The sequence below is a fragment of the Winogradskyella vidalii genome (genome assembly GCF_013403955.1).
Classification (GTDB): Bacteria; Bacteroidota; Bacteroidia; order Flavobacteriales; family Flavobacteriaceae; genus Winogradskyella; species Winogradskyella vidalii.
On sequence record NZ_JABFDG010000001.1, the window covers coordinates 114,863 to 128,616 of the forward strand.

11 protein-coding genes are annotated in these 13,754 nt (G+C 35.3%); 3 read left to right on the plus strand and 8 right to left on the minus strand.

Going from position 1 to position 13,754, the window contains the following annotated elements; all coding sequences use genetic code 11:
• Window positions 1–32: 32 nt before the first annotated feature.
• Window positions 33–203 carry a hypothetical protein gene (locus tag HM982_RS00495; RefSeq protein WP_179351170.1) on the plus strand — a complete coding sequence of 57 codons (171 nt, stop codon included), beginning with the start codon at window positions 33–35 and terminating at the stop codon, window positions 201–203.
• On the opposite strand, the gene HM982_RS00500 is transcribed toward HM982_RS00495, so the two are convergent.
• Complete coding sequence (locus HM982_RS00500) at window positions 177–1,979, minus strand: 1-deoxy-D-xylulose-5-phosphate synthase (protein ID WP_246296547.1); 1,803 nt, start codon at window positions 1,977–1,979, stop codon at window positions 177–179. The genes HM982_RS00495 and HM982_RS00500 overlap by 27 nt on opposite strands.
• 44 nt (window positions 1,980–2,023) lie before the next feature.
• Here HM982_RS00500 and HM982_RS00505 point away from each other — a divergent pair, with 44 nt between their 5' ends.
• Both HM982_RS00505 and HM982_RS00510 read left to right on the plus strand, forming a co-directional pair.
• The gene (locus HM982_RS00505) at window positions 2,024–2,473 is read left to right on the plus strand and encodes a nucleoside deaminase (RefSeq protein ID WP_179351171.1); all 450 of its coding nucleotides are present in this window, start codon (window positions 2,024–2,026) and stop codon (window positions 2,471–2,473) included.
• Between the two features lie 20 nt (window positions 2,474–2,493).
• Entirely contained in the window at window positions 2,494–2,958 is a 465-nt protein-coding gene (locus HM982_RS00510) for a protease complex subunit PrcB family protein (RefSeq protein ID WP_179351172.1), read from the plus strand.
• Window positions 2,959–3,056: 98 nt separating this feature from the next.
• Here HM982_RS00510 and HM982_RS00515 read toward each other — a convergent pair whose 3' ends face one another.
• From HM982_RS00515 to HM982_RS00545, 7 genes are all read right to left on the minus strand, one after another.
• Window positions 3,057–3,248, minus strand: a complete 192-nt coding sequence (locus HM982_RS00515) for a cold-shock protein (protein WP_092446448.1) — start codon at window positions 3,246–3,248, stop codon at window positions 3,057–3,059.
• Window positions 3,249–3,439: 191 nt separating this feature from the next.
• Complete coding sequence (locus HM982_RS00520) at window positions 3,440–3,685, minus strand: hypothetical protein (protein WP_179351173.1); 246 nt, start codon at window positions 3,683–3,685, stop codon at window positions 3,440–3,442.
• A gap of 52 nt (window positions 3,686–3,737) precedes the next feature.
• Window positions 3,738–5,528: a chloride channel protein gene (locus tag HM982_RS00525; RefSeq protein WP_179351174.1), complete on the minus strand. Its 1,791-nt coding sequence runs from the start codon at window positions 5,526–5,528 to the stop codon at window positions 3,738–3,740.
• Between the two features lie 47 nt (window positions 5,529–5,575).
• Entirely contained in the window at window positions 5,576–7,330 is a 1,755-nt protein-coding gene (gene aspS / locus HM982_RS00530) for an aspartate--tRNA ligase (protein WP_179351175.1), read from the minus strand.
• A gap of 242 nt (window positions 7,331–7,572) precedes the next feature.
• Window positions 7,573–11,076 (minus strand): efflux RND transporter permease subunit, encoded by a 3,504-nt coding sequence (locus HM982_RS00535; protein WP_179351176.1) that lies wholly within the window; start codon window positions 11,074–11,076, stop codon window positions 7,573–7,575.
• A 79-nt stretch (window positions 11,077–11,155) separates the two neighbouring features.
• Window positions 11,156–12,343: an efflux RND transporter periplasmic adaptor subunit gene (locus tag HM982_RS00540; protein WP_179351177.1), complete on the minus strand. Its 1,188-nt coding sequence runs from the start codon at window positions 12,341–12,343 to the stop codon at window positions 11,156–11,158.
• 64 nt (window positions 12,344–12,407) lie between these two features.
• A complete protein-coding gene (locus HM982_RS00545; protein WP_179351178.1) occupies window positions 12,408–13,754 on the minus strand; it encodes a TolC family protein in 1,347 nt (448 codons plus the stop codon).

Consider the following 13,754-nt stretch of genomic DNA (forward strand, 5'->3'; position numbering starts at 1 on the left):
AATTTAATAATCAGCCCTCAAAAAACCTACTTATGAAAGATAATATACTTGGAGGCTTAGTCATTTTCATGGTTGTGGTGACTTGCCTATTAATGCTAGATGATATGACTAGTGTAAAGCAAAATGAAATTGTAAGTGAAGCTGTAGATGTCAATCAAGTTGATCAATCTAAAGAATTAGCTATTGTTGATAGTGAAGAGTAAATTTTCAATCTCATGCTTTATTGAAACTTTATCCAATTGTTGTAATTCTTGTAATTGGTTCACGGTGCCTTGTGTTATAAACTGATCGTCAATACCTAAAGTTACAATGGTTTGTTTGTAATTATTGGTGTTTGCAAAAGCTAATACAGAAGCGGCAAAACCACCAACAATAGTACCATCTTCAATTGTAATAACAGCCTTGTAATTATTAAAAACGTCATAAAGTAACGCTTCATCTAAAGGTTTTACAAACTGCATATCATAAATACCAATGGCGTCATTTTGCTCTAATAAATCTACGGCATCGGTAACATTTTTTAAAAGTGTTCCAACCGATAGAATAGCAATGTCTGTACCATGTTTTAAACAAATTCCTTTTCCAATTGTTATTGTTTCAAAAGGCCTTTTCCAATTTAATATATGGCCACGACCTCTAGGGTAACGGATGGCCATGGGGAAATCAATTCCCAATTGTACCGTGTACATTATGTTTCTAAGTGCAATGGCATTACTCGGGGCAAAAATCACTAAATTAGGAATACAGTTAAGATAGGCTAAATCAAAAACACCATGGTGTGTTGCGCCATCTTCACCAACTAATCCTGCACGATCTAGACAGAAAACTACAGGTAAATTCTGCAGCGCTACATCATGGATGACCTGGTCGTAAGCCCGTTGTAAAAAGGTAGAGTAAATATTACAAAAGGGTATATAGCCTTGTGTGGCCATACCAGCAGCGAGTGTCACAGCATGTTGTTCTGCTATCCCAACATCAAAAGCGCGATTTGGGATAATTTCCATCATGTGTTTTAAAGAACTCCCTGTAGGCATAGCAGGTGTAATTCCTATAATTTTATCATTTTTTAAAGCTAACTCAACAATGGTCTCACCAAAGACATCTTGAAATTTTGGTGCGACTTTTATTTTAGATTTTACAGGTAATTCTCCGGTTTTAGCATCAAATTTTCCTGGTGCATGATATTTAACTTGATCAAGTTCTGCTTGTTTTAAGCCTTTCCCTTTGGTAGTAATTATGTGTAGAAACTTAGGGCCTTTTACGGTTTTTAGTCGGTTTAGTTCCATAAGCAATACAGGTAAATCATGACCATCAATGGGGCCAGAATAATTAAAATTAAGCGCTTCAAAAATATTGTCCTGCTTTTCGGTGCCTTTTTTAACGTTGGTTAAATATTGTTTTAATGCCCCTACACTTGGGTCGATACCAATGGCATTGTCATTTAAAATAACCAATAAATTAGCGTTTGTAACTCCAGCGTGATTTAAACCTTCAAAAGCCATTCCACTTGCAATTGACGCATCGCCAATCACGGCAATATGGTGTTTGTCTTTACCTTGGAGCTGTGAGGCAATCGCCATACCCAAGGCTGCAGAAATGGAGGTAGAGGAGTGGCCCACACCAAAGGCATCATAAATACTTTCTCTTCGTTTTGGGAAACCGCTAATCCCTTGGTATTGTCTGTTGGTATCAAAAACAGCTTTTCTTCCTGTAAGTATTTTATGGCCGTAGGCTTGGTGGCCAACATCCCAAATTAACTCGTCTTCTGGGGTGTTAAAAACGTAATGTAGGGCAATTGTTAATTCTATAACACCTAGACTAGCGCCTAAATGGCCTTCTTTAGTAGCGACGATATTAATAATAAAGCTACGTAATTCCTTAGCTAAAAGCGGTAAGTCTTCTGGCTTTAGTTGACGTAAATCTTCAGGTAGATTAATATGGTCTAAAAATGTTTTCATTTCATTGCAAATGTACAGCATGTAAATGTACTTTTTTATTCAAATAGAATTGTATTTTTACAATTATGATAAATCCATTTGATGATACTTACTTTATGAAATTTGCGCTTCAGGAAGCTGAGCTTGCTTTTGAAAAAGGTGAAATACCGGTTGGTGCAGTTATTGTAGTAGACAATAGAGTGATTGCAAGGACACATAATCTTACAGAGCTCTTAAATGATGTTACTGCACATGCCGAAATGCAAGCTATTACCTCGGCCGCAAATTTTTTAGGAGGTAAATACTTAAACAAATGCACATTGTATGTCACTTTAGAACCTTGTCAAATGTGCGCAGGTGCCTTGTATTGGAGTCAAATTTCTAAAGTGGTGTATGGCGCCTCTGATTTACAAAGAGGTTTTAAAATCATGGGCACGCAATTGCATCCTAAAACAGAGGTTGTTAGTGGTGTTTTGGCTGCTGAAGCCTCAGCGTTAATGAAACGCTTTTTTGTTGAAAAGCGTAATTTAAATTAAATAATTTTAAACTTTAAATCATGAAAACACCTATTTTAATAATACTAAGCTTAATGTTTGTTATGAGTTGTAAAAGCAAGCAAGAAGCAGTTTCCAATAGTTCAGTTGAACAACCGAGCACAGTTTTAATTTCTAAAGGAAATCTTCATGGTTCTGGAGCTGAAGGTATAACTGCGCAAAACATGGTGATTACCAATCAAAGTGACTGGAATAGCCTAATGAAACAAATGGATTCCGTTAATAATGTATCTAAAGGTTTTGAAGAAATAGACATTGATTTTTCTAATTATTTTATCATTGCCATATTTGCTAATGTTAAGAGTAGTGGTGGCCACCAAATAGAAGTTAATGTATCTGGTGATGAGACTCGCCAGTTGGTTAATGTTAAGCATATAGCTCCTAAAGGTATGGCTACTAGTGTTATGACACAGCCGTATTATATTGCTAAAATTCCAAAAACGGATTTACCGATAGTTTTTAAATAAAACCTACAAGGTTCTTTAGATCTTGTTGCAGGTTGAAAATAATGCAAAAAAAAACGCCCAACCAAAGGTTGAGCGTTGAAACTTGTAAGATATATTACTTATAATACCTGCACATTTGCAGCTACTAATCCTTTTCTTCCTTCTTCTTCGTCGTACTCAACGTTGTCACCTTCGCGTAATTCTACGCCATTAAGGTTTGATACGTGTACGAAGATGTCTTTTCCTGTTTCTTCGTTGGTAATGAATCCAAATCCTTTTGAATCATTAAAAAATTTAACTGTTCCAGTCATTATAATATAAATAAAAATTAAAGTGCAAAGATACTATAATTTTGAAGCCTAATGTTAATTAATTGTTTTATTTTGATTACTAGCTTTAATTATTGTAAATCAATGGGTTAATTTAGACGGGTGAAATAGGCTCTTACGCCTTATGTGTAAAGGTCTAAACTTGTACTGACTTTATCATAAAATGATTTTGATTATTTTTTTGAGTCGCGTTGGTTTTCGCGCATCTTATCTAGATTTTCCTTGGTAAGCATATAATCTTTAACATCTTTACCTTTCCAGCGGTAGTATGAAAACAACGGAAAAACGATTAAAAACATACCAACCACTCCAAACCCTATTAGCTTTTCTTTGTAATCTACATTAAAAATTAGACCGCAAGCAATACTTGTTATTGAGGCGATAAAGGCAATAAAGGTGATGATTTTAATGGGTTTCATAGTCATTATTTTACTTACAAAATGGTAAGCTTAATATTAAATTTCAGGGTTGTTAAGAGGTAATATTAATTAACTCTTGACGGTAAGCTGTTAGTAATTTAGATTTTGAAATAAAGCCAACGTAAACTCCATCTTTAATAACAGGTAGGTTCCACGCATTACTATTTTGGAATTTCTTCATAATAACGGTCATTTTATCCGTATCAAGATTAATAATGGCAGGTGGTTTTTGCATTACTTCCAAGGCTATAACTTCGTCGTACAATTTTTGGTCAAACATTATAGATCTAATGTCATCTAATAGAATAACCCCTTTTAAGGTTTTATTTTTTTCGTCTAAAACGGGGAAAATATTTCGATTCGATTTAATAACGGCATTATTCACAATCTCGCCTAAGGTCATTTTAGTCGTTACACTTGTAAAATTGGTTTCAATAACTTTATGTATGTCCATTAAGGTTAAGATGGCATGGTCTTTATCGTGCGTAATAAGATCCCCTTTTCGGGCTAATTCCATGGTATAAACCGAATGTGGTGTAAAGTGTCTCGTGATTGCAAATGAAATTGCAGCAGTAATCATCAACGGAATAAATAGATCATAACCACTCGTTAATTCAGCAATTAAAAATATGGCCGTTAAAGGCGCTTGTAATACACCAGCTAATAAGCCAGCCATACCAACTAGTGTAAAGTTACTTTCGGAGACGGGTGAATTAAACAGACCACAATGGTTAATAAACTTAGCAATACAATTGCCCATTAAACTTCCCATGAAAAGTGTAGGTGCAAAAATCCCCCCAACACCACCAGCACCAAAAGTTATAGCACTGGCAAAAATTTTAAAGAAAACTAGTCCGGCTAAAAGTCCAATAACGACCCAAATATTAGACAGGTCTAAGTCAAAAATATTCCCTTTTAATGCGCTTTCAGGATTCCCAGCAATTAGGCTGTTCATTGTATCAAAACCCTCTCCGTAGAGTGGTGGAATAAAAAAGACCAAAACACCAATGGCAACGCCGCCAACAAGTAGTCTTTTTATGGGGGAGTTTAATTTGTCAAAAAAAGCTTGAACTCTTACATAAACCTGATTAAAATAGATGGAGGTAAAGGCAGCACATACGCCTAAAAAAGCGTAAAATGGTACATCTGATATAACAAAATTATCTTCAATACTAAATGGTAACAACACATCATTTCCAAAGAAAAAATAGGAGGTTATTATAGCAGATAGCGAGGCTAATAGCAACGGTAGCATTGATACCATTGTTAAATCTAAACTAAACACTTCAATCGCAAAAATAATAGCCGCAATTGGTGCTTTAAATATCGAGGATAAGGCACCGGCAGCCGCACAACCTATAAGTAAGGTTTTAGTCTTCTGGTTCATTCTAAATAACCGAGAAATATTAGAGCTTATGGCAGCACCTGTAGCAACAGAAGGTCCTTCTAATCCCACAGACCCCCCAAAACCAATAGTTAAAGGCGCTGTAAAAATAGATCCAAACATTTGATATCGTTTTATAACGCCTTTACGTTTGGCAATGGCGTGCAAAGTTGAAGGGATACCATGGCTTACTTTTGCTCGTATAATGTATTTTATAATTAAATAAACCAAGAAGAATCCAATTAAAGGAAATACAAAATAAAAGGCATTATGATAATACCTTACTAAATTGCCTTCTAGTAAATGCTGAATAAAGTGTGTTAAGTTTTTAAGTATCACAGCTCCAATTCCTGAGGTAATACCAACTAGTACACTAAGAAAAAACACAAACTGTTTATCTGAGATGTGTTTAGTTCGCCATATTAAGATTTTTTTCAGTATGGGATGTTTTCTCGGCATAGTCTAAATCTAATAAAAAATCCTGCAATAAGCAGGATTAAATATTTTTAAGATTTTAAATTTAATTTTAGGCTTAATTCGCTGAGCTGCTGATCGTCAATTGGTGCAGGGGCATCAATCATCACATCGCGACCAGAATTGTTTTTAGGAAACGCAATAAAATCTCTAATGGTTTCTTGGCCGCCTAAAATAGCAACTAATCTATCTAACCCAAAGGCTAATCCGCCGTGTGGAGGTGCGCCATATTCAAAAGCATCCATTAAAAAGCCAAATTGTGCTTTAGCTTCTTCTTCAGAAAAACCTAAGTGTTTTAGCATAATGGCTTGAGTCGCTTTGTCGTGAATTCTAATAGAACCACCGCCTATTTCATTTCCGTTTAATACTAAATCGTAAGCGTTTGCTTTTACTTCGCCTGGATTGCTATCTAATAATTCTAACTGTCCTGGTTTAGGTGAGGTAAACGGGTGGTGCATGGCATGGTAATGTCCGGTTTCTTCATCTAATTCTAATAAAGGGAAATCCATAACCCATAATGGTGCAAATACTTTAGGGTCTCTTAAGCCTAAACGCTCCGCTAACTCCATACGTAAGGCACTTAATTGAGCTCTTACCTTATTGGTATCTCCAGATAATACTAAAACTAAATCACCTGCTTTAGCGCCTGTAACTTCGGCCCATTTTGCTAAATCATCTTGGTCATAAAACTTATCTACCGAAGATTTAAAACTTCCATCGTCATTACAACGCGAATAAATCATACCTAAAGCACCAACTTGTGGACGCTTTACCCAAGCAATAAGTTTATCAATTTCTTTTCTTGTATATGAGTTTCCTCCTGGTACAGCGATACCAACCACTAATTCCGCATTGTTAAATACACCGAAATCTTTGTGTTGGGTAACCTCGTTAAGTTCACCAAATTCCATCCCGAATCTAATATCTGGTTTGTCATTTCCATAAAGGCGCATGGCATCATCATAGAGCATTCTCGGGAATTTCTCAATCTCAACACCGTTGACTTCTTTTAGTAAATGACGGGTTAAGCCTTCAAAAACATTTAAAATATCTTCTTGCTCTACAAAGGCCATTTCACAATCTATTTGTGTGAATTCTGGCTGACGGTCCGCACGTAAATCTTCATCTCTAAAGCATTTTACAATCTGAAAATATTTATCCATGCCACCAACCATAAGCAATTGCTTGAAAGTTTGAGGCGATTGCGGAAGGGCGTAAAATTGGCCTTCATTCATACGAGAAGGTACCACAAAATCACGAGCCCCTTCTGGTGTCGATTTAATTAAATAAGGCGTTTCTACTTCTATAAAGTCTTGATTTGATAAATAATTACGAACCGCCTGTGTTACTTTGTGTCTAAAAATTAAACTGTTCTTTACAGGATTACGACGAATATCGATATAACGGTATTTCATACGTAAATCATCACCACCATCCGTTTTATCTTCAATGGTAAAAGGAGGTGTTAATGAAGTATTTAAAATGTTTAATTCAGAGACTAAAACTTCAATGTCACCAGTTGGAATATTTGGGTTTTTAGAAGCACGTTCAATCACCGTTCCTTTAACTTGAATAACAAATTCACGTCCTAATTTTGAGGCCTTTTCCATAATGGCTTTTGGCGTGCGTTCTTCATCAAAATATAATTGCGTGATACCATAACGATCGCGAAGGTCTAAATAAACCATAAATCCTTTATCGCGAACACCTTGAACCCATCCTGAAAGTGTAACTTCTGTATTGCTGTGTGATGCTCTTAATTCACCACAATTGTGACTTCTGTACATATTGAAATTTTAATTTTATCCGTCGTTGCTACTGCAATGTTGGATGCGGGTGCAAATTTAAGTAAGTTTAATTATTATTGGATAATGAAATGCGATTTTTCACTATTTTACTTTAGCTAATGCTGCTATTGTTTAATTAGCAACATTAGAAGTGTAAAAAAACAAAACACGTCTTATAAAATGTTTCTCTATTTTACATGACGTGTTTTGTAGCGTACTATCAAATGATATGCATTATCAATTTACTCCAGTGTTTCTACCTCATTAGCTCTTAGCGGTGAAGACGTAAATTTTAAGCGCATCCACATTTTTAGTCTTACGCTTAAGAAGAATAAAATAGGCACAACAATTAAGGTTAAGAATGTCGCCACTAATAAACCATAAATAACAGTCCATGCTAATGGTCCCCAGAATACTACGTTATCACCACCCATATAAATGTTTGGATTAAAATCGGCAAACAAGGTAAAGAAGTTAATGTTTAGACCAATAGCTAACGGAATTAAACCTAATATCGTTGTAATTGCCGTTAAGATTACAGGTCTTAAACGTGCTTTTCCTGCTTTTACAATACTTTCAAAAAGGTCTTTTGATTTTAAATAATCCGTTTCTTCTAAGTCTAACTCATTTTTCTTTCGGTCTATAATAAGTTGTGCGTAATCTAAGAGTACCACACCATTATTTACTACAATTCCGGCTAGTGATATAATACCAACCATGGTCATCATAATAACAAAAGCACTTCCAGAGATAACAATCCCTCCAAAGACACCAATAAAACTCAAGAAAATCGCAATCATAATAATGGTTGGTTTAGAGATGGAGTTAAATTGAAATATTAAAATGAAGAAAATTAAGCCAAGTCCTGTAAAGAAAGCCCCCATTAAAAAGGCCATTTGCTTGTTTTGCTCTTCAATTTGCCCTGTATAATCAATATGAATATCTTCAGGTAAATTTTCATAGCTTTTCATTTCATTTTGAATCTGAGTTACTATAGCGCCAGCATCATTATAGCCTGGAGCTAAAGCAGAATATACCGTTACAACACGTTTGGTATCCTTATGTTTTATGGCACTAAAACCAGAGTTGTTTTTTTGTTTAGCCACCGTAGATAAAGGAATCTCTTTGAGTTGACCCGTATTATCTCTAAAAGTAATATTCTGATTAAATAGCGCACTTTTATCATAACGATTAGCTTCATTAAAACGGACGTTTATATCAAAGTCATCGCCATCTTCTTTATAGATACCTGCTTTAGAGCCAAAGATAGAATTACGTAATTGATTTCCGATTTGTCGCGCTGAAACCCCTAATTCACCAGATTTTTCACGGTCAATTTCTACTAACATAGAAGGTTTATCCTTGTTAACGTCAATTTTAAGCTCGTCAATTCCGGCAATGTTTTTAGAATTGATAAAAGCACGCATCTGTTCTGCTGTTGAAATCAATTCATTATAATCATTCCCTTCGAGTTCAATATTAATTGGTGATCCTGCAGGTGGTCCATCTGCATTTTTTTCAACAGAAATTAAAACACCAGGATAAATACCGACTAAAGCTTCTTGTACCTTTTGGCGTAACAATTCGCTATCTTCTCCACGACGGAATTTGTATTCGCGCATAGAGGCTGTAATTTTAGCTTTATGTGGCATTTCTGCTCCAGATCCCATATCTGCTTGTGGGTTTCCAGCACCTTCGCCAACTTGAGAAACGGCACTTTCAACTAAAAAGTTTCTACCATCATCCATATACTGATCAGCGTTAATAACATCAAAAACACGTTCTTCAATCTGTTTGGTGATTGCATTTGTTTTTTCAATTGCTGTTCCTTGAGGGTATTCGATATAAACAATAATTTGGTTGGGCTTATTATCTGGAAAGAACTCTACACTGGTACGTTGCGTTGCTAATGAAATACCAAAAGCCACAAAAGCTGCAATTAATAAAAACAACGTGCTAAGACTTAAAATAATTGGTGTTTTACCAGATAGGGCATTTCTTAATCTGATTTCGTACCAATTTTCAAATTTCACTAAAGCTTTATTTTGAAAGCTATTTGCCCAGCCTCTAATAAAAAAGCGGTAGGCCCAAAGTAAGATTGCAGTAAAAATCATAATGGTACCTAAACCTCTATAAGAGCCACCTAAAATTAGAATTAATATCCCTAAACCACCTACTATAATGGTTGTTTTTATGATTTGTTTTAAAGGCATATCCCTATCTTCAGTAGTCATATAACGCGATACTAATACCGAATTAAAAAAAATAGCGACAATTAAAGATGATCCTAAAACGATAGATAGTGTTATAGGCAAAATCTTCATAAATTCACCCATAATACCAGGCCAAAGTCCTAGTGGGATAAATGCAGCAACTGTTGTTGCGGTTGAAATGATAATAGGAAAAGCAATTTCTCCAATCCCTTTTTTCGCCGCTTCAATACGCCCCATGCCTTCATCTTCCATTAAACGGTAAACGTTTTCTACGACTACAATTCCGTTATCGACTAGCATTCCTAGTCCCATAATAAGTCCAAAAAGTACCATAGTGTTTAAACTATAGCCAATGAGACCCAAAATCATGAGTGACATAAACATAGACATCGGAATTGCAAAACCAACAAATAAGGCATTCTTAAAACCTAAAAAGAACATTAAAACCGTGACCACGAGAATGACACCAAAAATGATATTGTTTACCAAATCATCAACCTGTCCTATAGTTACTGAGGATTGGTCGTTAGTAATGCTAACTTCAACATCTTGTGGAAATTCATTATCAATAGCATCTTGTACGATAACTTGAATTTGCTCCGCAGCAGCCACCATATTTTTACCAGCACGTTTTTTAACGTCTAGCATTACTACTGGCTTTCCAGATTTTCTTGCAAATGTGGTTTTATCTTCTTCATGAAAGGTCACTGAAGCCACATCTTTTAAATAAATAGGATTATTGTTTTCAGATTTAACCACAAAATTTTCGAGCTCAGAAGGGGTTTCAATTTCACCAATAATTCTTATGGTACGTCGTTGGCCACTCGCTTTTAGGTTACCCGCAGACTGGGTTACGTTTCCATTATTTATAGCGCCAAGGATATCATTAAAGGTCACTTTGGCAGCCATCATTTTATAAATGTCCACAGCAACTTCGACCTCTTTTTCTTGAGCACCACGAATATCTGCCTGTTTAATTTCCTGTAAATCTTCAATTTCTTCCTGAAGGTATTCGGCATAATCCTTAAGGCGTTCAATAGGGTAATCACCAGAAATGTTAATGTTAAGAATTGGCATTTCTTCAGAAAGACTCAATTCAAACACATCAGGTTCTACTTTGGCATCGTTAAAGGTTGGCCAATCTTCACCAGCGGTTTCCGAATCAATTTCATCTTTTACTTGTTGTTTAGCTTCTTCTACGGTGATATTTTCATCGAATTCTACAATAACCATAGAATAATCTTCCTGTGATGTTGAGGTAATTTCTACAACATTACTTACCGTTTTTAGGCGATCTTCTACAGGATCCGTAATTAGCTTTTCAATATCTTCAGCCGTATTTCCTGGGTAAATAGTACTAACGTAAATCTTAGTTTCATTGACTTCGGGAAAAGACTCTCTTGGCATGTCGAAAAAGGCTGATATTCCTAAATAGAAGAATACAGCAATTAGCACATACATTGTGGTTTTGTTGTTAATTGCCCACGATGACCATGCAAATTCTTTATCAGTGTTTTTTTTCTTTTTTGTCATTAGTGTGTAGTTTACAGGCGTTTGATGTTAACCTTAGCCTTTAAAGTTGTTGGGTAAGTACGTTTTAATTTATTAAGACTTAAGACGCGTTACTCTCGTCTATTTTAAGTACTTCTACTGATTGTCCGTCTCGTACACTTCGCGCACCTTCTTGAATGATTTCTACGCCAGCTTCAAGTCCATTTAAAACTTCAATAATGTCGCCTTGTGTTTTTCCTGTTTTAATAATAATACGTTTAGCGGTACCAATACCATCAGTACCTTTTTCAGTAACAACATAAACATACTGTTCGCCTTCTGAGTTTTCTGAAACCACACTTTGAGGGATTAGTAAAGCTTCTTCATTGGTATAATCATTGATCTTTAAACGCGCCGTTAAATTTGGTTTAATTGAGTTGTCTTTGTTAGGAATTTCAACTTCAATTTTGAATGTTCGGTTATCAGGATTAATAAAATCACCTGCTTGTCGAATTTTAGTTTCAATCGTTTTCCCTAAAACAGGAATCGTAACGTTAACATTTTTTCCTCTAGTTACATCCGAAACATAGCGCTCTGGTACTTCCGTTTCTATATACATATCGTTTAAATTAACAATACGCATCAATGGTGATTGACCTGCTGCAACCACATTTCCTTGCTCGGTAATGATATCATCAATAGTACCAGAAAAAGGGGCTTTTATAGTGGTCTTTGCAATTTCTTTGTTCATTTGATTAACGGACTCTTGCTGTGATTCATAAGTGGATTTTGATTGTAAAAAATCAATTTCACTACCGATGTTTTGTTCCCATAGGCGTTGTTGACGCTCATAGGTCGTTTTTGCTAATTCGGTTTGAATCTTTAATTGTGCCAACTGCTGGCTTAATCCACCATCATCAATTTTAGCTAGGGTTTGTCCTTTAGAAACTTTCTGGCCTTCCTTAACATAGACATTAGTTAAAATACCATTGTATTCTGGTGTAATTGTCAATAGGTTTTTAGTCGTAACATTTCCCTGAAGTTCTAAAACGTGATTAAAAACTTCAGTTTCAGCTTTAAATGTGGTGATTAAAGGCACATTTTTAGTAGTGTCTAAGGTTTTTATCTTTTCATCGAGACGTTTAATTTTGTCAGTGATGGCTTGTTGATCTTCAACCAGTTCAACCCTTTTTTTACGGATAGTTTCTAGGTTTCCGCTTTCTATAGCACTTTCTACAGAATTTTTTTTCTCCCCAGAACAAGAAACCGCTAATGTGGCAACGATTATTAAAAGATATATATGTTTCATTTTTTTGATAGTGTTAATCAGATTTATGGTTAGGTGTTTATTATTTTAATTGTAGTGACTAAAATTAGTTGTCAATTGGTGTGTTTAATACGGTTTCTAAAGCCGCTTTATAGTTCACAACATCTAACATGGCTTGTAACAACTCTTGTTGTGCTGTGTATAATTGCGTTTGTGCTTGTCTAAGATCAAAACTAGAACCGATACCTTCAAAAAATTTGGTTTGGTTTTTTGTTTCAATACGCTCGGCAAGTGCTAAGTTTTCTTTTTTATTCTGATAATCTTCAATAGCGAATTGATAATCGCTTTTTGCAGATGCAATTTCGAGTTTAATGCGCTGTTCCGTTTCGGTTAATTCTGTTTCAGATTTTTCTAAATTGATTTGTGCACGTTGGGTTGAGGCACTTCGCATTCCTGAACTAAAAATTGGGATGTCAAGGCTTAATCCAAATAAAGACGATCCAAACCAATCTTGAGATTTTTTGGCAAAAGTAAATTCGTCACTGTAACCAGAATAGCCACCATTAATAAAAGCATTTAAGGTTGGTAAGGCTTTACTTTTTTCGAGTTTCAATAACAAGGCTTTAGACTCAGCATCATTCTTTGCAATTAGATAATCTATAGTGCTTTCAGGGTTGGCTTCAGCTTCAAGAATTCCCAAGGTCATATTTTGTGTTGTTAAGGCCTCTAAACTGTCGGTTAATTCTAACGGCTCGTAAACATCCATCCCCAAGTTGATATTCAACATTTGATAAGCTAGTGTTTTAAGTCTTTTAGAATTGTTAAGATTGCTTTTTAAACCAGAGAGTGTGATTTTTAGTTGTTCAACACTTTCTTCTTCTTCCAATCCATTTTCAAAAATCTTTGTGGTTTCAAAAAGGTTCTTTTCAAGTACGTCTATATTACGTTCTAAAATAGTAATGCTTTCTTCTGCTAACAAGACATTGCCATAGGCATCAATAACGGATTTTCTAACTTCTAGATCTGTTTTTACTTTGGCATTTTTAGAAATTTCTAAATATACTTTTGCCGATTGTAAGCCAACAATGTAAGAGCCATCAAATACTTTTTGATTTAAGGTTGCAAAGCCAGTCATGCTTTGTTTAGTTCCAAAAATAACTTCTGAGAATTCGCCAGGTTGACCCCCAAAAAATTCAGCCGGAATCACTTGTACTTGTTGTTTTAAATTGTTCTGGTAATCTATACTTGCACTTATTTGCGGTAAACCACTGGCTGTAGTTTCCCATTTTTGTTGCTTTGCAGCATCAATGTCTCGCGTTGCGTTTATGGCTGATCGATTGTTTTCTAAAGCGTAGTCTATAGCTTCTTGTAGTGAAAGACTAGTAGGTTGGTCTTGTGAAAAGGCCATTTGAAAAACAATGAATCCGACTATTATAGTGAATGTTTTTTTCAT